We start from the raw sequence: 26994 nt of genomic DNA on the forward strand, positions 1-26994 counted from the left end.
GGGGGGCTGGTGATATTGATTTAAGGGAGGCTCATTAGGTTCCGATTTGACTTGTGGATAAAACAGCCCGATATTGCGCTTACTATAAGAAGTTCTAAGAGTACCCGCTCTTTATGAAAAAAGTACTGCTTTCACTGCTATTCTTTGTCGTCCAGCCAGTAATGGCAGCTATGTCTGTGGATAAAATTGTCCTTTACCTGGAAGATACTCCCAGCGCCCGGGATGATGTTCTCGTCAGCAATCCAGATAATGAGACGCTATATATCCAAACTGAAATATTCCGTGTGGATAACCCCGGCCATGATAATGAGAGCCGAGTCAGGGTGATAAATCCTGATGAATTTAAACTCCTTGTCAGCCCCGCAAGAGCTGTCCTGGCTCCCGGAGAGAGAAAGCGCTTTCGCTTAATGGCCTTAGATAGAGATCTTGAAGAGGAAAAAGTCTACCGGGTGACTTTTAAACCTGTTGTAGGTGATATCAAGAGTGACAGAACGGCACTAAAAATCCTTGTAGCTTATCAAGCATTGGTATTTGTGCAGCCAAAAGGCGGAGCTTATAAAATTGATTTAGTGGCTGAAGGGGATCATTACCGACTCACGAATAGTGGCAATATTAATGTAGAAGTCGTGGAAGTACGTCATTGTGTGACTGAAGAGAAGTGTGAAAAACTTGAGGCCACCGGTCGGTTATACGCTGGCACCAGTATCGAAGTAACGGGTAAACCCGTTGGCGGCGAGCTGGAAGTTTTACTGCGAGGGCAGCAGAGTGAGCGGGTTCGTTTTCCTCTTAGTGGCTAATTAGAATTGGTTGCTTGCCTATAGCAGGCTGGGCGGATTAAAGGATTATTTTGTATTTAGCTCACTGGCTGCTCACCGTTACTGTGAGTACATCGGTGTAGAGAGGTTCGCCCGCGTTTTCCCAGTCTGAGGGCGCAATGGAAATATAAATTCGCGCATTATCAGAAAGGCAGTTTTCATCCGAAGTTCGGCTAAAACTGCCGGAGATATCGCCAAGGCTATCCGGGGAAATGCCTGAAGTTGCAGCCAGATTGTCTGAGAAGGCTACGCTGTAGGGGATTTGTTCACTGTTTCCCCCCAATTCATAGGCACTGCTGCCTGATCCCCCGGTGCTGCCATTGGCGCTGGACAGGTTTACTGTGTAACCGCTAAATCCTATACCGCCAACACAAAAGTCCTCACTGCCCTCAATGGCCTGTCCAAACAGGGTGCCACTGTTGCTGAGGTCAATATCACCCAGATTGCGAATGGCGATGTTTGGCTCTACGTCCAGCACAATGTCAAACTGAACTGTTTCGGTGCCGGCAGTCCAAATAATAAAATAATTATTCAGTGTCATCTCAAAGCTGGCGGAGTAGCGGCTGGAAGAGGGTATTTGGCTGCTGTCCAGCTCGATCACTAAATAAGTATCTGCATCGTCGCTGGTGCCGGCAAAAGTAGCGGACTGAGTTCCTGGACTGAGTGTTTCCGTGGTGCCGTTATTGGCTCGAAATGAAATATCAATATCCAGCTGTTCACCACTGTCCGCAAATAGTGCGAAAGTAGATCCACTGAGCGGGCTCACTTCTACATCGTAGCGCAGGGTCCAGCTTCCCAGCAGGCTTCGGGTAGTGAACTGAATTTCTTTAGGTTCTGATTCGTAATCAATAGTGTGTGAATCTTCCAGGCCACAAACTCGCAAATCGTTATTGCTGGAGCAATTTACCTGGGCTTGTACTGGTATATTAAATAGCGGAATCAACAGCGCAGAGGCCAGGCCAAGTTTGTGCAGCTTCTTAATTACGGACACGGCTTACCTCTGCTATTTGCCCAGTCTGGCAGTTGGCCTCTGACTCTTCTATGGTTCCCAGGTTGAGCCAGCTATCGCCCGATGAAGCGGCTTCGATTGAGGCTTTACAATTTCCCCAGCGAACTTCTGTATTTAGGATGGTGCTATGTTCACCGTGGAATTCCATTTGGAAAACACCATATTGGTCAGTTTGCGCTGAGTGTTCGCCAATGATTATTTCTGTATTTGCCAGCCCCTGGCCAAGGCTGGTCAATCGGCCCAGTACCAGGATTTGTGGCAGTATCTGGTAACTGCTGGCGCCCACATTGCCCGGATACAGGGTAATCGTTTCGGAGGTTTCCCGGTAATCGAAAAAGCCCTCTTCCAGGGGCCGGAGGGAAAGGTTGTAACTGCGATAAGCCGGTAAATTAATCACTGACGTTGTGCCGCCTTTGGCGTATCCACGGCGGCTGCCATTAACCAAAACTTCAAAATCTTTATCTTCACTGCCTTCGATATTTACGATAACCGCGCTCTGGAGATTTTGCTCACCGCCCCAATTGAGGGAATTTTTTGTGGCAATCAGGTTGGTGCTGAATCCTCCGAGGTAGTTGATCGCACGGCCTTCATCATCATCATAAAGACCAACTGCAGTATTCAAGTATCCGTGATGTCCCGCTAAATGCGTACGGGCCTCCAGGTAATTGGCTTCTGGGGATGCTTCCACAGAAAGCTGCTGCTCAAATTCAGCCGCCCATAAATCCCGGTCGTACCAGCGGCTTTGTAGTGCAAATCGCTCGCTGCTAGTGCTTTGTTCGCTGTTGTCGCTATAGAGATTAGCGGTGTGTTGCCAGTGTTTGGAGCGCATTCGGAACTGGAATTCCAGACTGGTGTACTGCTCGCCGTCTGCATCACCGTGGGACAGAGTGGCGTTGCCGAGCCAATGGGTGCTTTTAAAAAAGGGGTGGCGGAACTCCAGGGTTTTTAACTTCTGGGCACTGCTCAGTGAATCGCCATTGTCGATGCTGCCGGGGAGTTGGTTTTGGTCCCGCTCGCTGAATCTTAGGGATAGCTGTCCTCCCAGTACCGCTGTACGCAGACTCAGACTTGTTTGGGAATAGCTGCCCGGCAGCAATGTATATTTATCGTTATTGAACGGTGTTGTATTGGCATCCAGCTCGGTTTTTACTGCACTAAAAGTCCCGTAGGGCATTTTAAGTAATGCCTGCAATCGGTATCCGCTGCGTCCATCACCGGATGTGACCAAGCTTGGGGATACTTCAACGCCTTCGCCAATCCAGCGACCGCCGATTTCCAACAATTGCTGCTCCTCGGTTGCGGCGCCAGAAACAAAAAGACCCAATCCGGTCGTTAAACGGCGTGCGACAGAGGCAGTAGTAATTCCTTCTTCGTAGTGGTCCGGCAGAGTGTCGTCCCAAAAACTGCGGGTGGGCAAGCCTGCCTGCAAGCTCCAAAACCATTCGCCGGGGGCCGGCAGTAGCGAATCCTTGGCAAAGAATTCGATATGCCGGCTTAATACCCGCCCCGCTTCATCGTAGGTGCGCACCTCAATATCGTAGGCGCCGTGGGGTAGGGTAGAGGTATTTAATAGGCGGTTGCCGGCCTCCAGTAGTTCGGTGTGGATAAGTCGTTCATCCCGATATACCTCGACTCTACCGCGCACCGGCATATTAATTTCAACCGGCGCTCCCTGTTGATAACTGATATCGGTTCGGGTGCGCTGGGAAGTGCGTAGCTCTACGCCATAGATCGCTTCCTGGGGCCGGAAATAGCCAAAGCCCCCTTGGGGTTGTAAAAGGCCGGCCGAATAGGCTTGCCCCTGAAAATCCCGACTCCAATATAGATTATGGATCCGGCTGTCCTGCTCTGAGGCCACTGACCATTGTGAATGCAGAGCGCTTTCACCAAAGCTCACTATGGTGTTGCCATTTAATGCAGCGCTATAGCTGTCCGGGCCCCAATCACTTTCAACCCCACTCCAGGAACCGCTCAGGTTTTGTACGACAGAGAAGTCAGAACTCGCTTCCGGCAAATAGGGGTCATTGATTGCCGCTTGTTGCGGTAACAGATCTTGTGAGAAAAAAAGATCCAGCCGGTAGAGCTGCTCATCGTAAATAACGGCAAACTCCGAGGGCATTAAGTAGCCACAGCCAATCTGCCGGTTTGAGCGGCATACATGGTGACTGTTTCTTGTTTGCGGTCGTTCGAGGATGGAGTGAATTCGCTCGGTATCGCGAACCTCGGGCAATAGTTCGAGTACCTCAGACGGGGAGTCAAAGCGAACAAAGCGCGGGTCAATTGTGACTTGCGCAGCACCAATTTCCCGGCCGCCGTAGTAGAGATCCACCACGAGTTGCTGGGGTTCGGTGAGATCATCAAACCCTTCAGGAGCAGAGGTTTCCAGCAGGAAAGTCGCTGCGGTCGCTGCAAGGGCATCGGGGCAGGAGACTTGCACCAGACACAAAGCCAGCGCAAGGCGCCCCAGATGACGTCCTGCCATATAGAACTATGGCTGGCAGGGCCAGCCACTCTTTACTGTTACTCGGAGGCGACAGTGATCAGCAGGGTATCGGTATAGGTGGTGCCATTTAGCACAGTTGCAGTTTCCCAATCGCTGTTGGCCACAGTGATTTGGAAGCGCGCATTATCGCTGGAGCCACAGGAAGCGATATTCCGGGTTTGGCCTGTCAGCGCATCGCCTTCGGTAACAGTAGTAAAAGTACCGGAGGTGCTGTTATCAAAACCAACACTGTAAGGGACATTGTTGGTGCCGTCAGTGAGGGTGAACTCAGTGTCATTTACTGTGTCATTACTGTCGAAAGTAATGCTGTAGGTGGAGAACCCGAGGCCGCCCACACAGAAATCTTCGGTGCCTACGGCATCGGTACCCAAAGTGGGATCGGTAATCGTGAGGTTGTCTACACGAGTGATCTCAATAGTGGGAGTGAAAGAGAGGGTGATATCACTGCTTGCACTATCAGTAGCGGCCATTGAAGCGGCAGAAATGCTGAAAAGGGTACCTGCTGCAATAGCAGAAAACAGTGTGCGAACTACATTTTTTTGCATGGTATGCCATCCTGAGCGATTAATTTATCGTTCTTAGGGAGAAGCTGCTCGCGGAAACCCCTGCAAAATTTGGGGTAATACGTTAGTCAAGCCATTCCTTCTTTATGGCCGCAATAATACTTTTTTCGTGATGTATGTCACGTCATTAGCTCACAATAATGAAGTTATGGCGCGTAAATATTCTTATTGAGGAGAAAACCCCGCCTGTGCCAAGAGGCTGGCCAGCGCTATAATCCTGCGGTTTAACGAGTCCTCCATTTATCAATCAGGTTTATCATGACCGTAAGAACCCGAATCGCACCGTCTCCAACCGGTGATCCCCACGTTGGTACAGCCTATATTGCCCTCTTCAACCAGTGCTTTGCCCGCGCTCAAGGCGGCCAGTTTGTATTGCGTATTGAAGACACCGACCAGCAGCGCAGTACCCCGGAATCGGAGAAAGCCATTCTCGACAGCCTGCGTTGGCTCGGGCTGGATTGGCAGGAAGGACCGGATGTCGGCGGCCCTCACGGCCCCTATCGCCAGAGTGAGCGCGGTGATATCTACAAAACTTACTGCGATGAGCTGGTACAAAAAGGGCACGCCTTCCACTGCTACCGTACGGCGGAAGAACTGGAGCAACTCCGTGAAGGATTGCGCGAAGCGGGGCGTACTTCACTGAAGCCCAGTGACCTGGCTCTGCCGGAAGAGGAAGTTGAAAAGCGTCGCGCTGCCGGAGCACCTTATGTAGTGCGTATGAATGTGCCTGAGAGCGGTACTTGTGTGGTGGAAGATCTGCTGCGCGGTACTATTGAAATTGATTGGGCCCAGGTAGACGCACAAATTCTGCTCAAGTCCGATGGTATGCCCACTTACCACTTGGCGAATGTGGTGGATGATCACCTGATGGAGATCACCCATGTTCTTCGCGGTGAGGAGTGGATCAACTCCGCACCTAAGCACAAACTGCTGTACGAATACTTCGGTTGGGAAATGCCGGTGCTCTGCCACCTGCCGCTGTTGCGCAACCCGGACAAGACTAAGTTGTCCAAGCGCAAGAACCCCACCTCTATCCTGTATTACCAGCGCGCCGGCTTTATGCCCGAGGCATTGCTGAACTACCTGGGCCGTATGGGTTGGTCCATGCCGGATGAGCGCGAGAAGTTCTCCCTTGAAGAGATGCTGGAGCACTTCGACATCCAGCGTGTCTCTCTGGGTGGCCCGGTATTCGATGTAGAGAAACTGTCCTGGTTGAACGGCCTGTGGATTCGCGAACTGGAAAACGAGCAACTCGCCGATCGCCTGACCGAGTGGATGTTTAACCGCGACAACCTGCTTAAGGTTCTGCCCCAGGCGAAAGAGCGCATGGAAACCTTCGGTGACTTTGCTCCGCTGGTTAGCTTCCTCGCCTCTGGCAAACTGCCCCTGACCGAAGACAGCTTCAGCGGTAACAAGCTGCCCCTGGATGACCAGAAGAAGCTACTCCAGTTTGCCCTGTGGCGTTTGGAAGCCCTTCGCGCTTGGGACAAGGACAGTATCTTCCAGGCGGTGAAGGCGCTGTCCACGGCCATGGAAATCAAGCTAAAAGACTTTAACGCTCCACTGTTTGTCGCCATCAGCGGCACCACTGCGTCCTTCTCCGTGATGGAAGCCATGGTGCTCCTGGGCCCCGACCTCAGCCGCGCCCGCCTGCGTCAGGCGATCGACGTATTGGGCGGTGCCGGGAAGAAGGTGCTGAAGCGCTGGGAAAAAGAGTACGCTGGACTCAAGTAAGGCTGATTCGCGTTGGTGAACCCCCGGAAGCGGCAGCCTCCGGGGGCCTGTGGTGTCAGCAGCTAACTAATTGATTAAAAAGTTATTTTTTCTGTTGACAGGCGCCTAAACCTTGCTAAAATGCGCCCCGCTTTCGACGGAAACGTCAAGCAACAAAATTTGGGGCTATAGCTCAGCTGGGAGAGCGCAACACTGGCAGTGTTGAGGTCAGCGGTTCGATCCCGCTTAGCTCCACCAAATTTCCCTTGTCTATCAAGGGGTTGCAGAAGAAGAGAAATTGACTTCTACAAACTGTACATAAACCCGTACACAAATTTACGGGTATTGAAAAAGGGCCTTATCGGCCCTTTTTTTTCGCCTGAATTTCTCTCCCTCATAGTTTTCTTAGGTGGCCTGCTGGCCTTCCCGAATTAATGTTTAATTCTGGGCAGGTGAAGCTTCACCGCTTCGCGATCAGCCTTTCTCTAAAACTCGAGAAAATCTATTCATTATTTAAATGTGTACCATAGATCCAATTCGGAGGCCGATTATCATATGAGTTTTTCAGCTTAAAAAGGATCTTATGGGTGTATGGGGCGAAGTGGTATAAATAAGGGGAGTTTTAATTAATTGCCGTGGTTTAGTGCAAAGGGAAAGTGATAGCCAATGAATGATGAAGCCTCTGAGATAGAAGCCGATAACACACTGAGCTCTGTGAAGAAAATCAAATTACCTTTGAGGGATGGTAATGAGCCGTACACATTTAATTCTGTTGAGCAGCTTGAAGTCTTTATTTCAGAGGAGAAAAATTGTTGGGAATGGCTTAATGGTGTCCCAGCTCAATGGGGTATATTTTCTAAACATCTTAAGACTCATATCTTAGATGTTGTTTTGAGTATGTTGTCCAGCGTCGCTTCACATTGGAAAAACAAAGATATGGCAGCTGTACATCAAAGTACAGCACGTATTGAAGATTTACTTAATGTTATAGATTTTCCATTTTCATGTCGAAAAAAAGGAAGAGCAATATTACATGAAAGAAAATATTCAAATATAGTCTCTATAAATATGCTGTACCTGAGTTGCGTCCCGAGTGATGGATTCCAGGGGCAAGAAATAAAAAAAGTTGTAGATCAATATCTATCGATAGCAAGTTTAAATAGAAATTCACATTTTTCTAAACTTTACAAGGCATTTGTAGACTCAGAACCTTTCCGATTAAAGGCAAATAGGATATTAAATAGAATTGAGCTTTTTGGGATTGATAGTGAAATTGAAAAAGTTTCTGGGGAGTTAACAAAGGTTTGTAATGAAGTATCGAGCATTAAAGAGCTCTGTGAGGAGTCATCATCAGAATTTGAAAGCTGGAAAAGCGATGAAAAAAAAGAATATATTAAATGGGTAGGCGAGACAAAGCGAGACTTAAATGTACTGGCTAGAAAGGTCCTACGAAAATTCGTAACTCTAAAAACTACATATATTAGAAGATCAAGTAAAGTTCTTTCTATAGCTGAGAAAGAAGTTTCGAGCGCAAAGGATGTGTATCTATCACAGGTGGAGCTTAATGCGGCTGTAACCTACCGGGAAACTAAAAAAAGTACACATAATAATTCAAGAAAAATATGGCTTGGTTTTCTTATTACTTTGCTCGTTATAACTTCAATATCACCTTTTTTGATAATGAAGTATCTTCCTGTTAAGGAGTTGGCTGATGATAAGCTTCTTTTGAATGTATTAAATCCAGCAACACTTATCACTACGGTGTTGGTGATATCTATACTTAGTTTCTCTATACGTTTATGTTCAAAGCAATTCTCTACTCAACAACATCTTTATTTAGAGGCTGAAGAGAGGAAAACTATGCTTAAAACATACTTAGCACTTATGAATGAGGGTAAGCTTGTGGAGCAGGAAGATCGAAAATTGGCTCTTGATGCTCTCTTTAGACCAGCACAAACGGGAATGGTTACGGAAAGTGGTAATATTGTACCATCGGATTCTGTAGTTAAAATTATTGAGCGTCAGTCAGGTAAAACATGATGAGATTTTGTGGGGGAATTTAATAGGTATTGTTGTTCGCTGGATAAGACTGAAAGTGACGAAAATAAAAGGGTTTGGGGGCGCGCAAGCCCCTTCTTAATTCAAAACTCTCTCCCAATAGCCTGCTCATCCAAATAAATACTAATCTCCTCATAATCAATACCATGTCCTGCTTGATAAGACTGCGTAACACGCTCATCAGTATGCGCCATCAATTGCTGCACTGACTTCACGTCATATCCCATTCGCTTGAACCGGTCTGAGGCAAGGCTGCGCACTTCGTGGAAACTGGGCGGAGTTTGGCTTTTAGGTAAGCCGATGTATAGTCCGGTAGCGTTGCGGACTTCAGTGAACATATCGCTAAGTCGGTCTGGGCTTACCTGGCAAACATGCTCTTTAGTTTTTCCGGTGCGCCGTTGCTTAGGTGTGTGGCTCAGTATGTAGGGGCAGCGGTAATTTCTTAGGCTGAGTTCCCTCGCGCGGTTAATAAGTTTGTCAAGTTGTTGGTGCGTTTTTAAATTAAAACTCAAATGACTGGCGGCGAGGCTATCTCGTTGCGCTTCGGATTTATTAATTGTTTTTCTTAGGTGGTCGCCTTGCAGGTGTTTATCAAAGTTCAGCTCGCAGATATCGGCGCGACGCATGGTGGTTACCAAACTGATACCCATAGCAATTTGGAGCGCTTCATAGCCTAATTCCCCGGCCTTTTCATAGATGGTCCAGTAAGCTTCCAGGGTTAAGCGCTGACGCTTTTTAATGGGCTTTCCCTTTTCCAGTAGACGCGGACGGTCATCGGCTGTGGTAAAAGGATTGCTTTCTAGTTTGCATAATCCCTCGGCCATCAGGAAATTAAAGAATTTATTAAACTCCGCGCGGCGCGCATGTTGCTGGTGATAGGTGAGGGATTCCCACCACTTGCGCAGATCAGCCAGTTTGGCTTTGTGAATAGGGATCACTTCAAAGTCTTCGCCAAATCTTTTGAGTGAGTTACAGCGATTGCGCCAGCTGGCCTTGTTGGGTAAGCGTGGGTCATTCTCCGCTCGCTAGTCCATATATCGCGCAGCATGGTAAGCAAAGCTTGCTCTATCAGGAGCTTTTGCCGGCTTGCGTTCTACCTTTATACCTCGCTGAGCATTAGCTTGCTCAGCCATGCGAATAGCTTCTTCAAGCGATGCCGAGAAAACTTTATCCGTTAGATCGGGGCGACGATAGCGCCAATAGTTTTCCCGCCCGCGTGAATCTGGATATAGGTTATCGGGTAATAAAGTGTCACCCACCATGCGGGGCTTCTTTGGTCTGGCCATTTCCTTGCTCGATTACTTCTATTTAATTGGGGTTAGCCCGCCAGCAGGTCCATCCCGGTCTTGGGCTGGCCATCGTTAGCGGCGGTGTTTTGGGCTGGGGTTTTGCCGGTGTGATCGCGTATAGGGAACCTGTCGGCATCCACATAGGGCTCCCCGGCGATGATCTGGTCGGGAATATGCTCGGCCTCTATCCACTCAAGGATTTTCTCCTTACCAGGGCGGGAGCCTTTTTCGAACTGCTCTTTGGCCCAAGTGACCCCTTTAACCAGCTTACCCATTGGGCAGCCCTCCCTGACTCGCGAGGAAGTATCCCCGGCCATTTTTATTGAGTGTTCCTGCTTGTTGCAGTGCTTTGAAAACAGGGTTAACGGTTTCGTAACGAAGGCGCAGATCCTTGATGATGTTGCGCATCACTGGCTTCGGGCCGAACTCCCCGGCGCTGATTCGCTGGGCAAGTTGTTGTTGTTCTTCATTGAGGTGGGTGGTGTGTAACGGTTGCTTATCCACCGTTTCAGACTGTTGCAGCGGGTTAGTGGCGTGTTTCGCAACTGTTGCAGCGGCGTTAAACGCGAGTAACGCTACCAGTCCTACGATGTCTGTAATGATTGCCAGCGCGAGGAAGCCGATATGCTGAAGCTTTGCCGGGTCCGTGTTCAGGGTGCTGGCCAAACTGTTGAAGGCGCTGTGCGTGGTGGATGTCTGCTCGATTGTGGATAGTTTTTCTATCAGCTGCGAGCGTTGATCTTCCAATGTGGATAACTGTGCAGCGGTATCAATGGCGCGCTAGCGGTAGCCGTTGCTGGCATTGGTTTTGATCAAACCGATTAGGGGGTTGCCCCACTGTCCTAGGCTGGTTAGCTACTGCACAGTTGCTGTTCCATGTCATCGGCAGCAGCGGTTGGAAGGTGGCCAACTACCCTGTGATTTTGCTGGTGATTAGTGGGAAAAATTCGACGGGGTGGTTGGGCAGATGTTCGGGAACTTTAATGGGATTTACTGGAAGTCCCAAGTATGAACACCTTGTTCTTTACTAAAAATTGAGATAGGTCAGAGTAATATCGAAGGTAGTGATATAATGAACTATCCCTTTGAATGCACTGAAGTGAATTTGAAGTAGTATTCCAATAAATTGAGATTAAATAATGCGCGTAGTATTTGTTGTGTTGGCTTTAATATTTGGGTTGGCCGGGTGTGTACAGCAATATGTCTTTAATCATGAGTCTTCCAGTCAGATAGTGGAAGAACCACAATCAGACAAAGCACAAATAATATTTCTTCGTCCTTCTGCTGGAGTGTTCGCAGGCTTCAATGCATTAGTATTTGATATTACAGATGATAATGATCAAATTGTGGGAGTTGCGTCGGCTAAGTCAAAATTCTTGATAAATGTTGATCCCGGTACTTATACATTTATGGCCACAGAGGGTATTAAAGGCCATGTCATGCAGGCCACGGTCGAGCCTGGGCAACGATATTACATTGTTGTAAGACCTATATATGGGCAAGGTTTCCAATTACGTCCTATGAAAAACAATATAGATGGAGAGTTTTCTCTAGAAAGTTCAGAACTACAGTTATGGCTATCAAAAACCTTGATTGTCGATAAATCTTCTGGTGCAGATGATTGGCATGCCTCATATGAAGAAAAAGTACAAAAGGTGAAAGAAAAAGCTTACGAAGTCTGGGCTGAAAAATCTGATGACCAACGTCAGCTTCTGACGATAGATGTTAAGGACCGAGTTCTTTACTAGCTATAAAAAGCAGGATAGCCAGGCGTTTAAGACAAAGGTTGCTCAAGTGATATAAGAGAAGTCAGAGTATTTGAATAAGCGTAACATTTTGTACTTTTACATTTAGATGCACTTACTCTCCATACTTGTTGTGGCAGCCACACTAAGCGGCTGCCACAAAACCAGATCCCATGCCCAATAATGCCAGCTGTTACTCCCCTGCTGGTAGCGATTGCCAGAATTTTCGTCTAGAAGTGTTGACTCGCTTCTCTCTGGTTCCAATAACCTTTAGCAATAAATTATTTATACTGTCGTATCAGGTTTATGGTTGCCCTTATACCGGCCAGATCTTAGACCAGGCTTCAGATTTAGGCGTAGAACATATAGTACTTCTTATAAGAGCGGTAGTACCAAATGGGTCCTAAACGGTGTGTATTAGGTAAAGATTCAGCCAATCTTTGGTTGATGGGCTAGGGGCAAAAGTAAAGCCGAGAGGGTAAAGGCCTTGATGAGTGATTGCCGCATAGCCTGCCCGGGAACTCTATTTTCAGCAGGCTGAAGCAGTGGCGAATCAGTATGGGCTGTTGTGTTTAATTAAAGTAAGTTGCCAAATCTTTTGGGAAAAATTACTTTACTTGGCTTGGAAGCGACTACTGTGATGTGTCTTTACTACCTGGTTGATATCTCGGGTAAACTATATCGATATCAAGTAATTGATTAATTAACTACTTTAAAGGATTAAAATATATGGCCAAGCTATTCTTGACTTCGTATTTTGCTGAGGTCGCTAGTGCGATCGCGAGTTTTGATAAGCGGCTTGAAGGTAAGAGGGTTACATTCATCCCTACTGCAAGCATTCCCGAAGAGATCACTTTTTATGTGGAAGATGCCAAGAAGGAACTGGAGCAGTTAGGTCTTATTGTAGATGAGTTGGAAATCTCTAAAGCTTCAATGGATGAGATTAAAGATAAACTGCAAAACAATGAGTATATCTATGTAACTGGTGGTAACACCTATTTTCTACTTCAAGAACTTAGACGTAGCGGGGCTGATAAAATCTTGTTGGAGCAGATTAGTCTGGGTAAGCCCTATATAGGTGAGTCGGCAGGTACTGTAATCCTGTCGCCGAATATCGCATATATCCAGGAGATGGATAACCCCGATGCAGCGAAGAATCTAGAGTCTTATGACGGGTTAAATCTCGTGCACTTCTATCCCTTACCTCATTATGGAAACCAACCATTTGAAGATGCTGCTGAGCTTGTTATTTCCAAATATTCAGACGAGCTGGAATTAGCTCCGTTCAGTAACAATCAGTTGATCGCCGTAATCGATGGAGAAGCAGAGACCTGGATTGCGGTGTCTTAGTAAGTCGATAACCACTGTATGATAAGTCATACTATCTATATTTCATTAAGATTGCTGCAAGTGCCTAGTGGTTAGGAAAAAGATAAATTCTAGAAATTCTCTCTTCTTTAGAGCTTTTCTTTCAAGGAGTACTTAAAATTGGGGAAGGTAAGAAGTTATAGCTTGAGTTGATCGGAACGTTAAAGAATACTGCCGGGGAGCAAGTGATAATGTGACTTACTCCCTGACGATGCTAGTGCTTATTCGCTTGAAGCACTACAGTTATAGATTTTCGCTGGGATATGCGTGCCTGTTACAGTCTTACCTGCCGATACTCCATTAGGCATATAGATATCGCCAAATTGCGCCATTGAAGAAGCCTTAACCACATGGGTTCCACCTCTTCGCACAGCCCTTTTTTGTAACCAAGGAGTACAAACATCTCCCTGGTTAACCCTGATTGTTTTGCATGTTACATCTTCTACTAGTACGCATTCTTCTATAGCCTCAGCGTTAGAAAATACTATCTTCTGCATCGCTTCTTTTTCCTGGGCACTTGTACATCCCATCAAAGTAATTGCGGACGCTAGGATGGTAAGGCCAGTTTTAATGGATAACTTTTTACACATTACATCGTTTCCATAGGCTGAAAGTTAATCTGCTTAGATGAATATGATGCCACAACTAGGCTCTGCTTGCTGGTTAAAAAATGCTCAAACGCCATATATGACTGTATTTTTTTAATGGTAAAAATAGGAGATTTACAAGAAGCTCTTAAGTGAGGCTCTTATTTAGCGTATCGCGACATCTGTAATTCGAGAATTTGAAAAAGGGCTAATTATGACAGTCCTCTATTAGCAACTTTTACAGTTCTCCCTGATTTTTTGATGAATACTTATAAGGGCATGTTTAATTGTGATTCGAGAATACCTGAAAGAAATATTATGCACTACTGTTTATTAGACCAAATTCCTGACAATACGCAAGAGTAGTCATAGGTATCTCGAATATTCTGAGAGGGTACTTTAGGTGTAGCCTTTGGTATATATGAATTATTTGGTAACTTTCTTTGGTCACTATTTCGATGGCTATTTATCGAGTCTTTAGAAAAATAAAAATTAGTTCTCAACATCTATGCTCCTCTTTATAAACCTTTCGGCTGGCTAGATAGATGAAAAATGAATAAATCTTAAATAAAAGCAGGAGTATTTATTGACTTTTTAGTCGGCCATATGTTCCTATCGCAAAGGATGGATAAATAAGAAGTTTAAGAATTAGTTCTAAAAGGAAGTCAATGAAAAAGCATAGTATCTTACTCTCTGGGCTACTTGGATTGGTAGTTTCTCTTGGGGCTTTAAACGTTTTTGCTGAAGCTGATCCTGAAGAGAGTAAAGAGCAATCAGATGAACAGTTAAGTGAATGCTTTGCTGCTACTTTATGGCAAGTATCTGGAAGGTCATTAAACAAAGGGGAAGTTCCAGAGAAAACTGTAAAAGTACCTGAGGGATGGAAAGTTGTAGGGGGAGGTATTGGTGGAGCAAGAGGTGAAGCTGTTATGATTCTTTGTCGATAATACTCATTTGTATAATCCTGAGTTTATTAATCGCTGAATGTTCCGGCTGATTTGTGTCAGCATGCACAACGTATGCTGACGATTCACTGCCTCATAGAGTAGCTAAAATAAAGTCCATATTTGCACCATAAAATTACAATCAAGCTGATTTATATGGCTAATTTAACTGTTAAGGATCACCAGATGTCAGAAAGATATCAGCGAATAAAGTTATCTATCAAAAAGTACATAGTAATTTTGTGTGCATTTGTGCTTGGTTTTGTTATTTCCAGTTTTTTGGATGCTAGGACACAATTAGTGGAACATATGAATAAATATAATAGAGAAGCTATATTTATTGATAGGTTACTAAAGATTCACAGCGATACCTGTAATAAGTTTGAGTATGGCCAGTATTATTCTTTTCAAGAACATGCCTTAGCAAGATATGACTTTATTATATCCAGCAATAGTGGTTTTCCCTATTATTTGGATCCGAAGACTTTAACGTTCCACTATGATGCAAGTATTTACTATCGTGAAAACTGGCTTTTAACCAAAAAGCAAATAGACAACTGTTAATCTATTCCTCATTAATTTGGGGTCTTATTGAATCTTTATTTGGATTTTGCACTTGAGGTAATACTATCTGGGAAGGTCCTTACTTATTAGGCATCAATACCGAGCTCTTTGTCCCTATTTGCAGATTGCCTGTAGGTATAATGCTCCTCTAATGAAGTCGAGAGTTGTAGATTGGCAATCTACGTTAATAAGAGATTGGATGGAAGATAAATCTACGATCTCTACTTTTGATATTTTGAATTGCAAATAGAGGTTGATCAGCATGTTCATAGTATCCCTTACCTATATAAAACCCCTTGAGGAGGTGGAAAAGTTTATTCCAGAGCACATTGATTTTTTGAATAAGTACTACGAGCTAGGATATTTCCAGCTTTCCGGCCGTAAGGAGCCTCGCACAGGTGGGGTAATCCTGGTGACCATAGATAGTCGGTCTGCGTTAGATCAGATACTAAAACAAGATCCATTCTATCGTGAGGAATTGGCTGCTTATGAAGTGACACAAGTTGTACCGACAAAATCCTCACCAGGGTTAGAGTTTCTGATTGAGATCTAATCGAAAAAATAAGGGAAATGATAGTTTTTCGATTGCACAGGTCTTTGAGGCAACATGGCCCACGTTGAACACAATTAAACAAGCAGGAAAAATGCAGGAATAAAAATATGTAGTTGAGGGGCAAAGGGGCAAACAATAAATCACTAGAGAGTGAAACTACTACCTGCTGGTGTGATGCGGACCCATGGCATGCACCTATTTCTTCAGATTGATATTGGATTGATCTAAAGTATTTAGTCTATAGAACTTTGTAAAGCTATCAAATGTAAGATGATCCAGAAAAATTGATAACTTTTAAAAATTATACCTGATAAGGAAAGTCTTCGTGATCGATTTCACTTGGATTTTTATTTTTCAGGATCGGATTAACGGTTAGGTGGATGTAAAACAGCTAAAAGAATTACTTTTTTGATGCCAAGCATCGAGGAGAGCAAGTTAATTTTTGGTCTATTGCGCCTGAGATGACAGCTACCGCGCTATGCGACTTTAAAAGAGTATTTCATAATTATATAAGCAGGGATGGAAGTTTTCTACTGGTTGTTTTTTGAGCGAACTTTCCGGTTGGGCTATGGCTCGTAGGAGGGAGTTACAGGGGGAGGTATTAGGCAATGCGGTAATGACTGAGGTTGTACCCTACGCTTATTGATAATGGTTTCTACTATGAAGCGTGCGACCTCAAAGCTTGAAACTTGCTTGGAGAGTAATTTTCTGTTTACAATTCAATAAGTTGTATGGTTTTTTTGTAGTTTTACCTATATCGTGTCTCTTGGATGGTGATTTTTTGATCCGCATAAATGCACCATTAATTTCAGTGGTTAGAATCCGCTCAATGAGCGGATTTTTTCGTCATTGGTGGGAGATATCTATACTGTGTAAGTCGCACTATAAATGTAGGGTGCTAATATAGGCTCTTAGAAACTTGGGTTTGCTGATGGCTTAATAAGTTTCTGAGCTGTTTTTTGTCAAATGATGTCTCCTCATCTTTATATGGCCATGCTGAGGATCGGCACAGAGAGATGGCTGACGTGGATACACTAGACTGCGAGCGTAACGGCGTGTAATTGATTTGGAAGTAGGCTGCGCTAGGATGCCGCCCACTATCTCAAGAAAGAGGGGTTGACTTCTGTTTTGTGGGGTGTTATTGGGTTTTGGTTCTCAAGTAATTAGGCTTGCTGGCGAAAATCTATTACTTCTCACAAGATAATAGCATCATAAGCAGCTTAGCTAATTCTCCCAAACTTATCACTGGCTATGTGGTCGACTGGTTCACACTTTGAAAAGTAGATTTTTATGTCTTCTGCCCAACGTTCTGTCTGGCAAATTCAACGAGATGTTATTTATGCGCTACTAGTGCGTGAAATGAAAACTCGTTTTGGAAAATGGCGACTGGGTTACGCCTGGGTACTGATCGAGCCATCTTTGCATGTTCTGGTATTAGTCGCGGTGTTTAGCCTGGCTGGGCGCGAGTTTTACCCCGGTGTCCCAACTGAGCTATTTATGCTTGGAGGGATAGCGCCATTTCTATTTTTCAGTAATTGCTTTAATAGGGGCTTGGCTGCGGTTGAGTCAAATCGAGGCTTGTTCAACTACCGACAGCTTAGGCCATTTGATGCGGTCTTGAGTCGGGTTTGTCTTGAGTTTGTTATTTCTTTGGCAACTCTCTCTGTTTTGGTGGTTATTTTTGCATGGTTTGGGGTCTCTACAAAATTTAATAACTTTCTTCTTTTAGTGATTGTAAGTGCGCTGTTTTTTTGCTTTTGCCTCGGACTAAGTTTGGCACTTTGTGTTGTGGGGGTTAAATTTCCAGAGCTGGCAAAGTTGTCTCCAATAATTATTCGGCCTTTGTACTTTCTCTCGGGAGTATTCTTTTCTCTTGAGCAGATTCCAAAAGAGTATCATTCTTATTTAGTGTGGAACCCGCTGCTGCACGTTATTGAGTTGACGCGAGAGGGATTGTTTGTCAATTACAATGGAATGTTTGGCAATTTGGCATACTTAGGGTTGTCTTCAGTAACGATGCTGGCTTTTGGATTGCTGTGTTACAGGGCAAATTGGCGTGACTTGGTAACTAGCCGGTGATTAAGTTAGAAAATTTGACAAAGTCGTACCGTACCCCCCATGGCCGAAAAGTGCTTTTCAAAGATGTAAGTGCAACTTTTCCTGAGGGAAAGAATATCGGCATTTTAGGACGCAATGGTGCTGGTAAGTCAACATTGTTGCGCATTATGGGGGGGATTGATTACCCAGACTATGGGAAAGTAATCACCGACCAAAGAATCTCCTGGCCTATGGGGTTATCCGGGGGATTTCAAGGTAGTATGACCGGGCGTGAAAATGTAGCTTTCATCTGCGGTATACATGGTATTTGGGGAGGGGCACAGCGAAAAGTGATGGATCGTGTCCAGGATTTCGCTGAGATAGGTAACTATTTCGATGTACCTGTCAAAAGTTACTCTTCTGGAATGCGCTCTCGCCTGGCTTTTGGTCTAAGTATATCTGTAGATTTTGATATCTACTTAGTTGATGAAGTTATGTCTGTTGGCGATGCACACTTTAAGAGAAAGTGTGAGGCGGTGATATCTGAGAAACGAAAAGATTCTACCTTTATTATCGTTGCACATGCTATGCAAATGCTGAAGAAAAATTGTGATGTTGGTATTTATTTAGATTCTAGTGGCCTGAAAATTTTTGATGCGATAGAAGATGCTATAGAAATATATAAAGGAAGTGGTACAGGTAAGGTTGAAAAATTGCAGCCTCAATCTAAAAATGAAATCGCCTCTCCATCCGTAAAATTATAAGGGCTGATAATGGACGTTAGGGAACCATCCGCTGAAGGGCAAAAGAAGAATCAGAACCAAGGCATGGGAAATATTTACTCTTTTTTTTCTAAGTTATTTCTTAACCTTAAGAAATTAATAAGTGTGAAGAGTAAAGACCAGCAAGGAGCTGTCACTAGTTTTTTTTATAAGTGGCAGGGATTTGCTTTAGTAGTTGTGCTACCTATGTTAGCGACCGGAGCTTATTATTTATTTTGGGTGTCTGATCGCTATGTTAGCACTACTCAATTAATAGTTAAGGATAGTGCTTCGTCTCAAACTGCAACTCCAGCATTAGGGTTTCTAGTTCCGGGCATTGGTGCTGATACACAGGATGCTTTTTTGGTTGTAAATTATATCCAATCCCTGGATATGGCTTTGTACCTTGATGAAAAACTGAATCTTGCAGACTATTACAAAAGCTCTGAGCACGATTTTTTTTCGCGCCTGGCTTTTGATGCCACTCAGGAAGATTACTTGGAGTATTATAGAGCGCATACCAACATTATATATGATGAAGCAACCGGTATTATCACTTTGGAAATGCAGGCTTTTAATCCTGTATTTGCCAAACGCCTGATTGAGACAGCAGTTCAAAAGTCTGAAGATTTTGTCAATGCTATCAGTAATCAATTGGCGGACAAGCAGGTTTCTTTTGTTAAGAATGAAGTTGAACTGGCGCAGGGGAAGTTACGGAGCGCTAAGCAGCAAATTCTTGACTTTCAAAATAATCACAAGATTGTTAGCCCTGAAGAATTAACAAAAGGGATTAGTACAATTATTCAGGGGTTGGAAGCAAGCTTAGCGGAGCAGCGTGCGAAGCTTACATCGGCAAAAACCTACCTGAATACCGACTCATCTCAGATTGTTTCCATGAAAGCAGATATTGATGCCCTGGAAAATCAAATTGAAATGGAAAAAATTCGTTTGGTGGGGGTAGATGAGGAAGAAGGGGAGCAAAGACTGAACTCGCTGGGCGCGCACTTTCAGAACTTAGAACTTGATTTGCAATTTGCTACAGATGCGTATGCTGCTTCTTTAAGGGCGTTAGAAACTGCTCGAATGGAGGCGTCCGGTAAATTGAAACATCTAATGGTTGTAACCCAACCATCTCTTGCAGAAAAGGCTGAGTACCCTCGCAAGGTATATAGTTTAACAAGTCTTGCCATAATTTTACTTATGCTATATGGAATTGGCAAAATGCTGGTTGTAACTATTCGTGATCATCGAGTGTAGGTTCAGCAACGGCTTTGATTTGCCTGATATCACGTGAGAGCACAGTGACCTAGTTAATTGATCAATATTACATTTACGAAGAGTGGACAAATGATTACAGGGAAAATAAAACGCTTTAGTTTTGGCCTAGGATTATTGGCTTCATTTACCTGTGTACAGGCTGCAGCGCTGGAGACTCAGCTGATTGATGAAGTAGCATCCACTGAATTGCCTCAAACAGGAGTGCCTGTTTTTGGTCAGTCACTTTTTCAAGGAGCCTTTAAAGATCAGCCCTTTAGCGGTTTTAACCCCGATTATAGAATCTCAATTGGGGATCAGATTAACTTGCAGCTTTGGGGTGCTTATAGCTTTAGTGCAACACTACCGGTAGATCCAAAAGGTAATATATTTGTTCCGGAAGTGGGTCCTGTTCATGTTGCAGGAGTAAAAAATGGTGTCCTGAATGATTTTGTCCTCCGGCATGTGAAGCGTGTATTTAAGAATAATGTACAAGCATATGCCAATTTGGAGGCAAGTCAGCCGGTAAAAGTGTTTGTGACGGGCTACGTAAGTAGCCCAGGTCTCTATAACGGATTTAGTTCAGACTCTATTCTCTATTATCTAGACAGTGCTGGTGGTATTGATGAGTTAAGTGGCAGTTTTGTCGACATAAAAGTTATGCGCCAAGGAGCAGAAATTCAGAAAATTAATCTTTATAGCTTTTTAGTCGATGGCATTATGCCAGCACTACAATTACGAAATGGAGATGTTGTGGTAGTTGGTGCACGCAACGGTTCTGTAACTGTCGAAGGGGCAGTTCAGCAGGCGGCACAAATGGAGTTTACGGGACCTTATACACAACTTGGGGAAATGTTACTTGTGACCAAGCCAGACCCTCAAGCCAATTTTGCTCGAATCACCCAAGTAATTGATGGAGTTCAGCAAGCAAAATACACGCCATTGGCTGATGCGATGACAACACGGCTATATCCTGGGGCACAAGTAGAGCTGGTAAGGGATAATGACATTCAGTCAATTTCAGTAAGCGTATCGGGAGAGCTTGATGGCCCGGCGACTTATGTGCTGCCCTATGGTGCGACTTTGGATCAATTGTTGGCCCAGTTGAGCTTCCGTGACAATGCCGATAGGGATTCTATTCAACTGTATCGCAGCAGTGTTGCTGAACGTCAGCGAGCAGCTTTGGACCGTTCATTAGATGCTTTACAGATGGAAGTCCTCACTCGCCAGCCAAATACAGATCTGGAGAAAACGGCACAAAAAGACAATGCCATGATGATTCAGAACTTTATTGAGCAGGCTCGCAAGGCAAAACCCAGAGGGCAGGTAGTGATTGCTAATAATCCTAATGCAGCAAAAATGCTGCTTGAGGATGGTGATGAGCTTGTGGTGCCTCTTAAGTCTTCAACAGTATCAATTGTGGGTGAAGTTATTTTCCCAACCTCTCTGGTTTATAACAAAAAGCGTACTTTGGAAGACTATATCGAGCTTGCCGGTGGATTTGCTAACAATGCCAATCGGGATGAGCTGGTGATTTTACATCTAGATGGCACTATTAGTCGTATTGACGACAGGGATTTTGATAATCGACTAGGGCGCCGTTTACGCCCAGGAGATGAAATTATGGTTATGCCGAAGATCCAATCTAGTGAGCTGCAAGTTACAAAAGATGTAACAGAAATACTTTATCGCATCGCTGTTGGCACTGCGGCTGTTTTATCCTTCTAAGCTGGTACGATCGTGTGCCAGTAATTATTAGGGTTGGCTTCTTTTTTGCAGCTACTGTGCAGAAGCGAGGCTTTGTCAGTGGGTAATAAATAGGTGTGATGACTTGTAAGGACTGAGTAATACAGATTCTCGGGCTAGTGTGTAATCATTTAGATCGAAAATTATTTGCTAGTCACTAAAGATGAACACTGTATTACCTGTTTGTCGGGTCAAATTGACAGTTTCAATAAAAATTTACAGATTGTTAGATTATAAAGAGTTCAAGGGTGGGGAAAATGGTTGTGAAAGGATCTTCTAAACGGAAAGGAATAATATTGGCTGGAGGTTCTGGCACACGATTGTACCCGCTGACCAAAGGGGTTAGTAAGCAATTGATGGCGGTTTATGATAAGCCAATGATTTACTACCCATTGACTACTCTTATGTTGGCTGGAATTAGAGATATTCTTATCATCACAACACCTCAAGAACAAGTGCTTTATCAGCGCTTACTTGAAGATGGAGCACAATGGGGAATTAACCTCTCCTATGCGATACAGCCATCTCCGGATGGACTAGCTCAAGCTTTTATTATTGGTCGTGATCATGTAGGGAATAATGATAGTGCTCTCGTACTGGGCGACAATATTTTTTATACCCATAGTTTTAGCCAAACCCTTCAAAAGGCAGATTCCAGATCAAACAAGGCTACTGTTTTTGGGTATCGTGTAGCTGATCCCAGAGCTTACGGGGTTGTAGAGTTTGATGTTAGAGGGAAAGCTATCAGCCTTGAAGAGAAACCAGATAACCCAAAATCGAATTATGCTGTCACAGGCTTATATTTTTATGATAATCAAGTTTGCGATATAGCTAAAGATATTAAGCCTAGTGCACGCGGCGAACTAGAAATTACTGACATTAATAAAGTATATCTAGAACAAGATCTTTTGGAGGTAGAATGTCTTGGGCGTGGAAGTGCTTGGCTAGATACTGGTACACACGATAACTTACTAGATGCTGCACACTTTGTACAAACTATCGAGCGTCGCCAAGGGCAGAAAATAGCTTGCCCAGAAGAAGTAGCCTACCGGAAGGGATTTATTAGTGCAGAAGAGCTAGAAGCTCAAATTCAACCATTAATGAAAAGTGGCTATGGAAAGTATTTAATGCAACTATTAGTAGAAAGTGGCGAAATTTCCTCGATAAGCGCGCATCGGTATGCCTCTGGTTCGTAGTTTTTTTAATAGTGTCATGATTTGATCTTTTGAGTTCAAGTATGAGTGGCGCCTATGGACAGGCGACTCCAACATTTTACCTTTGATCGCAGATTGGTAGATTGACTAATTTGTGGCACCAATAGATAAAAAGCTGTATGAATATTGTTGGAACAGAAATCCCTGATGTAAAAATCATTGAACCCAAGGTTTTTGGTGATGAAAGAGGCTTTTTCTTTGAGTCTTTTCGCGAAGATATATTTAATCGGGAGTGTGGTGAAAGAGTTTTTGTTCAAGATAACCACAGCAAATCCTCACAGGGGATTTTGCGTGGATTACACTATCAAACTGAGCAACCACAAGGTAAGTTGGTTCGAGTAGTTAGAGGTGAAGTTTTCGATATCGCTGTAGACTTGCGCAAGAGCTCTTCAACTTTTGGAAAATGGGTTGGTGTTTTTCTTTCTGCTGAAAATAGACGTCAATTGTGGGTTCCTGAGGGTTTTGCACATGGTTTTTATGTAACCAGTGAAACAGCTGAATTTGTCTATAAATGTACAAATTATTATGCTCCACAATATGAAAAGTCGATTATTTGGAATGACCCAGACTTAAATATTAATTGGCCCCTTGTTAGTGGTCATACACCTCAACTTTCACAGAAAGACAGTGAAGGCAGTTGTTTTCAAGATGCTGTTTACTTTCCTTGATAATGGTGAATCGGCTTTTTGAAAAGCCAACTTTACCACCTTCTGCTAAGTAGAAACCCTATTCAGCTATCAATCAAACTCACGGAATTGGCGCTGTGCCAAATACTGTATTTGCTTTTACGAGTTATTTAGAATGGCAATAATGAAAATTTTGATCACGGGAAAGAATGGCCAGCTTGGACGTGAACTTCAAGATCAATGTCCATCTGAGTATGAAATGATCGCCTTGTCTCGTGAGGAACTGGATATTTCAGATGTTGATGCTGTTAACGAGGTGATTGAGAATACTCGCCCTGATCTAGTTATCAATTCGGCAGCATTTACTAATGTAGACAGTGCAGAGAGTGATCCTGAGGCTGCTTTTGCAGTTAATGTAAAAGGTGCGGAAAACCTTGCATTAATATGCAAGAAATTTTCTGTTCGCCTTATACATGTGTCTACAGACTATGTTTTTGATGGAAAAAAATCGTCTCCTTATTTTACTTCGGACAAAGTTAGACCTCTCAGTGTATATGGGGCTACTAAAGCAGAAGCAGAATCTGTGATCTCCAAGGTGCTTCCAGAGGCAGTAATTGTAAGGACCTCATGGGTATACGCTAGTCATAGTAATAATTTCGTAAATACGATGCTTCGTTTGATGGAAGAAAGAGACCAATTAGGTGTAATTGCCGATCAGGTAGGCACTCCGACTTGGGCTGGAACTTTATCAAAAGTAATTTTTGCCTTGTCCCAAAATAGAAACTGTAAAGGAATTTACCATTGTACCGATCTAGGTGTGACGAGTTGGTATGATTTTGCATTAGCAATCTATGAAGAAGGGAAGGTTTCAGGTTTGCTTCCTGCAAATAAGCAGGTAATGATTAAAGCGATTACAGCACAAGATTACCCAACTGCTGCAGAAAGACCCTCCTATAGCGTATTAGATAAAAGTAGGCTTAAAAATGACCTTGGTGTTGAATTGAAACACTGGCGAGAGGTTCTGAGGCAAGTTTTTGAAGTCAAAAAAGATAGCTTTGAGTAATTTAAAAGTCGTTAACTTAATCTTAATTCTGAGAAAATCTGATTAGTAGAAGTATAAAGATGAAACGTTTACTGGTAACTGGCGGTGCAGGGTTTATTGGCTCGAATTTTGTGCATTACTGGATGAGAAAGTATCCGGAAGATACAGTAGTAGTCCTTGATGCTCTTACTTATGCTGGTAATTTAGAAAATTTAAATCAGATTAAATGTAGACCAAATTTTAAATTTCATCAGGGTGATATTTGTAATACAACTTTGGTAGGGGATTTGTTAAAGCGGTATCAAATTGACACTTTGGTGAACTTTGCAGCAGAAAGTCATGTAGATCGTTCTATAAGTGGGCCTGATGCATTTATTCAAACTAATATTATTGGCACACACAGTTTACTTAAAGCTGCAAAAAAAATCTGGCTTGAAGAGGGGCTCAATAAAGACTCTCATCGATTCCATCATGTCTCGACTGATGAAGTCTATGGTTCTTTACTGCCCGAAGACCCTGCATTTAGTGAAACGACAGCTTATGCTCCTAATAGCCCTTACTCTGCAAGTAAAGCAGCATCAGACCACTTGGTGCGCGCTTATCACCATACTTATGGGCTTAAAGTCACGACTAGTAACTGCTCGAATAATTATGGGCCCTACCATTTTCCCGAAAAATTAATTCCTTTAGTTATTACTAATATTCTGAATGATCAGCCACTACCAATCTATGGCGACGGCCAGCAAATTCGCGATTGGTTATATGTAGAAGATCATGCTCGAGGTATTGATTTAGTAATTAAAAAAGGAGAATTAGGAGAGTGCTATAACATTGGTGGTATTAATGAATGGGCAAATATCGACATTGTGAATTTGATTTGTAAACTTATGAATGATGAGTTTGCTATGAGACCGGATCTAGTAAATAAATATCCACAGGCAGTTTCTGTTATTGAAGGTAAGGCTCAGAAGTTGATCACCCATGTGAAAGATAGGGCGGGGCATGATCGGCGTTACGCAATTGATCCAAAGAGATCTAACCAAGAACTCGGTTATGAGCCTCTGGAAAGTTTTCAAACCGGTATCCAAAAGACTTTGAGGTGGTACCTGGAAAATGACAGTTGGTGGACTTCTGTAATGGATGGAAGCTATCAGAATTGGATTTCTGCGCAGTATGAACAGGAGGTTAACGAAGGATGACAATTAAACCGGTGATCATGGCAGGAGGCTCTGGTAGCCGTTTATGGCCAGCCTCAAGGCAGCTAATGCCCAAACAGTTTTTGGATCTAATGGGTAGAGGCTCGATGCTAATCGAGACAATAAGCCGGTTAGAGGGTTTGCAGCATCAGGCTCCAATCATTGTGTGTAACGAAGAGCACCGGTTTATAGCTGCAGAGGAATTGCGTCAAAATAATATTGAGGGCTCAACAATTATACTTGAGCCAGCGGGGCGAAACACGGCGCCAGCAATCGCACTTGCAGCTTTGGCTGCGGATCCAGAAGATATTCTGTTGGTATTAGCTGCAGATCATGTGATTCAAGACCATGAAGCATTTCATTTGGCTGTAAATACAGCAATACCTCAGGCCAAGGATGACAAACTGGTGACTTTTGGGGTAGTCCCAAAGAGCCCACATACTGGATATGGTTATATTCGCTCTGAGTCTATCCATCGGGTATCAAAGATCGCTGAGTTTGTAGAAAAGCCTAACTTAGAGACTGCAAAGTGTTACCTGGAAAGTGGAGAGTATTTTTGGAATAGCGGAATGTTTATGTTCCAGGCTGGTGTATACCTGAGGGAGCTGGAATTGCAACGCCCAGATATTCTTAAAGCATGCAAATTGGCAATGGATGCTGCAGAGTCTGATCTGAGTTTCTTACGCCCAGATGCTATGCGCTTTCGTGGCTGTCCAGATGAATCCATTGATTATGCTGTGATGGAGAAAACGGGAAATGCTGTAGCGGTTCCTATGGATGCTCAATGGAGTGACGTAGGTTGTTGGGGAAGCCTGTGGGAAATATCTGATAAAGATTTGAACGGAAATGTAATTCGTGGAGATGTTTTACTCCATGATACAAATAACTGCTATTTGGATGCCGGCGGGAAATTAGTAGCTGCAATTGGGCTCCAGGATGTTGTTATCGTTGAGACTAAAGATGCTCTCTTAGTTGCAGATAGACATAAGATTCAGCAAGTGAAACAAGTTGTTACGCAATTGAAGGATGATGGACGTAGCGAATACAAACATGGTCGAGAAGTCTACCGCCCCTGGGGGCACTACGACTCAATTGACTTTGGACCGCGAGATCAAGTTAAGCGAATAACCGTCAAGCCCGGAGCGAAGCTCTCTGTTCAGATGCATCATCACCGCGCAGAGCATTGGATCGTTGTTTCTGGGACCGCCAAAGTTACTATTGGAGATCGCACCAGCTTAATCAGTGAAAATGAATCGACCTATATTCCTATAGGTCAAGTACATGCTCTCGAAAATCCTGGAAAGATTCCTCTAGAAATGATTGAGGTGCAAACAGGTTCCTACTTGGGCGAGGACGATATTGTCCGTTTTCAAGATAGATATGGGCGCGCGTGAATAATTGAGTCAA

General features: G+C 43.9%; 25 protein-coding genes and 1 tRNA gene. 18 read left to right on the forward strand and 8 right to left on the reverse strand.

Features of this window, described 5'->3' with window-relative positions; translation table 11 throughout:
* Nucleotides 1-113: 113 nt before the first annotated feature.
* Nucleotides 114-797, forward strand: coding sequence for a fimbrial biogenesis chaperone (locus ACJJI8_RS10475; RefSeq protein WP_444934989.1), 684 nt, complete (start codon nt 114-116; stop codon nt 795-797).
* Between the two features lie 61 nt (nt 798-858).
* On the opposite strand, the gene ACJJI8_RS10480 is transcribed toward ACJJI8_RS10475, so the two are convergent.
* From ACJJI8_RS10480 to ACJJI8_RS10490, 3 genes are read right to left on the reverse strand one after another with little or no spacing between them, the layout of a single operon-like run.
* Nucleotides 859-1806 carry a hypothetical protein gene (locus ACJJI8_RS10480; protein ID WP_444895100.1) on the reverse strand — a complete coding sequence of 316 codons (948 nt, stop codon included), beginning with the start codon at nt 1804-1806 and terminating at the stop codon, nt 859-861.
* A complete protein-coding gene (locus ACJJI8_RS10485) occupies nt 1793-4306 on the reverse strand; it encodes a TcfC E-set like domain-containing protein (protein ID WP_444934990.1) in 2514 nt (837 codons plus the stop codon). Before ACJJI8_RS10485 ends, ACJJI8_RS10480 begins: the two co-directional genes overlap by 14 nt.
* 38 nt (nt 4307-4344) lie before the next feature.
* On the reverse strand, nt 4345-4872 hold the full coding sequence (locus ACJJI8_RS10490) for a hypothetical protein (protein ID WP_444912171.1): 528 nt from the start codon (nt 4870-4872) through the stop codon (nt 4345-4347).
* A gap of 276 nt (nt 4873-5148) precedes the next feature.
* On the opposite strand from ACJJI8_RS10490, the gene gltX reads away from it, so the two are divergent.
* From gltX to ACJJI8_RS10505, 3 genes are all read left to right on the forward strand, one after another.
* Nucleotides 5149-6624, forward strand: a complete 1476-nt coding sequence (gene gltX / locus ACJJI8_RS10495; RefSeq protein WP_444934991.1) for a glutamate--tRNA ligase — start codon at nt 5149-5151, stop codon at nt 6622-6624.
* 161 nt (nt 6625-6785) lie between these two features.
* Nucleotides 6786-6861 (forward strand) — tRNA-Ala (locus tag ACJJI8_RS10500).
* A 408-nt stretch (nt 6862-7269) separates the two neighbouring features.
* The gene (locus tag ACJJI8_RS10505) at nt 7270-8643 is read left to right on the forward strand and encodes a DUF6161 domain-containing protein (RefSeq protein ID WP_444934992.1); all 1374 of its coding nucleotides are present in this window, start codon (nt 7270-7272) and stop codon (nt 8641-8643) included.
* A gap of 101 nt (nt 8644-8744) precedes the next feature.
* Here ACJJI8_RS10505 and ACJJI8_RS10510 read toward each other — a convergent pair whose 3' ends face one another.
* The 4 genes from ACJJI8_RS10510 to ACJJI8_RS10525 all read right to left on the reverse strand — a co-directional run bounded on the left by ACJJI8_RS10510 (nt 8745) and on the right by ACJJI8_RS10525 (nt 10697).
* Nucleotides 8745-9599 (reverse strand): tyrosine-type recombinase/integrase, encoded by an 855-nt coding sequence (locus ACJJI8_RS10510; RefSeq protein WP_444934993.1) that lies wholly within the window; start codon nt 9597-9599, stop codon nt 8745-8747.
* Nucleotides 9600-9686: 87 nt separating this feature from the next.
* A complete protein-coding gene (locus tag ACJJI8_RS10515; RefSeq protein ID WP_444934994.1) occupies nt 9687-9947 on the reverse strand; it encodes a phage integrase Arm DNA-binding domain-containing protein in 261 nt (86 codons plus the stop codon).
* Nucleotides 9948-9979: 32 nt separating this feature from the next.
* Nucleotides 9980-10225 carry a hypothetical protein gene (locus tag ACJJI8_RS10520; RefSeq protein WP_444934995.1) on the reverse strand — a complete coding sequence of 82 codons (246 nt, stop codon included), beginning with the start codon at nt 10223-10225 and terminating at the stop codon, nt 9980-9982.
* Nucleotides 10218-10697, reverse strand: a complete 480-nt coding sequence (locus ACJJI8_RS10525) for a hypothetical protein (protein ID WP_444934996.1) — start codon at nt 10695-10697, stop codon at nt 10218-10220. Before ACJJI8_RS10525 ends, ACJJI8_RS10520 begins: the two co-directional genes overlap by 8 nt.
* A 392-nt stretch (nt 10698-11089) precedes the next feature.
* On the opposite strand from ACJJI8_RS10525, the gene ACJJI8_RS10530 reads away from it, so the two are divergent.
* Both ACJJI8_RS10530 and ACJJI8_RS10535 read left to right on the forward strand, forming a co-directional pair.
* Entirely contained in the window at nt 11090-11698 is a 609-nt protein-coding gene (locus tag ACJJI8_RS10530) for a hypothetical protein (RefSeq protein ID WP_413664502.1), read from the forward strand.
* Nucleotides 11699-12424: 726 nt separating this feature from the next.
* A complete protein-coding gene (locus tag ACJJI8_RS10535) occupies nt 12425-13045 on the forward strand; it encodes a Type 1 glutamine amidotransferase-like domain-containing protein (protein ID WP_444934997.1) in 621 nt (206 codons plus the stop codon).
* Nucleotides 13046-13284: 239 nt separating this feature from the next.
* On the opposite strand, the gene ACJJI8_RS10540 is transcribed toward ACJJI8_RS10535, so the two are convergent.
* Nucleotides 13285-13653, reverse strand: a complete 369-nt coding sequence (locus tag ACJJI8_RS10540; RefSeq protein ID WP_444934998.1) for a hypothetical protein — start codon at nt 13651-13653, stop codon at nt 13285-13287.
* Nucleotides 13654-14318: 665 nt separating this feature from the next.
* Between ACJJI8_RS10540 and ACJJI8_RS10545 the strand changes: the two genes are divergently transcribed.
* The 12 genes from ACJJI8_RS10545 to ACJJI8_RS10600 all read left to right on the forward strand — a co-directional run bounded on the left by ACJJI8_RS10545 (nt 14319) and on the right by ACJJI8_RS10600 (nt 26981).
* The gene (locus ACJJI8_RS10545; protein ID WP_444934999.1) at nt 14319-14597 is read left to right on the forward strand and encodes a hypothetical protein; all 279 of its coding nucleotides are present in this window, start codon (nt 14319-14321) and stop codon (nt 14595-14597) included.
* Nucleotides 14598-14750: 153 nt separating this feature from the next.
* Nucleotides 14751-15158 (forward strand): hypothetical protein, encoded by a 408-nt coding sequence (locus ACJJI8_RS10550; protein ID WP_444935000.1) that lies wholly within the window; start codon nt 14751-14753, stop codon nt 15156-15158.
* 262 nt (nt 15159-15420) lie between these two features.
* Entirely contained in the window at nt 15421-15711 is a 291-nt protein-coding gene (locus ACJJI8_RS10555) for a YciI family protein (protein WP_444935001.1), read from the forward strand.
* Nucleotides 15712-17001: 1290 nt separating this feature from the next.
* Nucleotides 17002-17790, forward strand: coding sequence for an ABC transporter permease (locus tag ACJJI8_RS10560; protein WP_444935002.1), 789 nt, complete (start codon nt 17002-17004; stop codon nt 17788-17790).
* Nucleotides 17787-18512, forward strand: coding sequence for an ABC transporter ATP-binding protein (locus tag ACJJI8_RS10565; RefSeq protein ID WP_444935003.1), 726 nt, complete (start codon nt 17787-17789; stop codon nt 18510-18512). The genes ACJJI8_RS10560 and ACJJI8_RS10565 overlap by 4 nt, the downstream gene beginning before the upstream one ends.
* Before the next feature lie 9 nt (nt 18513-18521).
* Complete coding sequence (locus ACJJI8_RS10570) at nt 18522-19766, forward strand: KpsE/RkpR family capsule polysaccharide export protein (RefSeq protein ID WP_444935004.1); 1245 nt, start codon at nt 18522-18524, stop codon at nt 19764-19766.
* 90 nt (nt 19767-19856) lie between these two features.
* Nucleotides 19857-21491 carry a polysaccharide biosynthesis/export family protein gene (locus ACJJI8_RS10575; protein WP_444935005.1) on the forward strand — a complete coding sequence of 545 codons (1635 nt, stop codon included), beginning with the start codon at nt 19857-19859 and terminating at the stop codon, nt 21489-21491.
* Nucleotides 21492-21766: 275 nt separating this feature from the next.
* Nucleotides 21767-22705, forward strand: a complete 939-nt coding sequence (rfbA, locus tag ACJJI8_RS10580; RefSeq protein ID WP_444935006.1) for a glucose-1-phosphate thymidylyltransferase RfbA — start codon at nt 21767-21769, stop codon at nt 22703-22705.
* Nucleotides 22706-22842: 137 nt separating this feature from the next.
* Entirely contained in the window at nt 22843-23391 is a 549-nt protein-coding gene (rfbC, locus tag ACJJI8_RS10585; RefSeq protein WP_444935007.1) for a dTDP-4-dehydrorhamnose 3,5-epimerase, read from the forward strand.
* 142 nt (nt 23392-23533) lie between these two features.
* Nucleotides 23534-24412 (forward strand): dTDP-4-dehydrorhamnose reductase, encoded by an 879-nt coding sequence (rfbD, locus tag ACJJI8_RS10590; RefSeq protein WP_444935008.1) that lies wholly within the window; start codon nt 23534-23536, stop codon nt 24410-24412.
* A gap of 59 nt (nt 24413-24471) precedes the next feature.
* On the forward strand, nt 24472-25590 hold the full coding sequence (gene rfbB / locus ACJJI8_RS10595) for a dTDP-glucose 4,6-dehydratase (RefSeq protein WP_444935009.1): 1119 nt from the start codon (nt 24472-24474) through the stop codon (nt 25588-25590).
* Entirely contained in the window at nt 25587-26981 is a 1395-nt protein-coding gene (locus tag ACJJI8_RS10600) for a mannose-1-phosphate guanylyltransferase/mannose-6-phosphate isomerase (RefSeq protein ID WP_444935010.1), read from the forward strand. Before rfbB ends, ACJJI8_RS10600 begins: the two co-directional genes overlap by 4 nt.
* The last annotated feature ends 13 nt before the right edge of the window (nt 26982-26994 follow it).

The sequence above is a fragment of the Microbulbifer maximicatervae (SeqCode) genome (assembly GCF_052467695.1).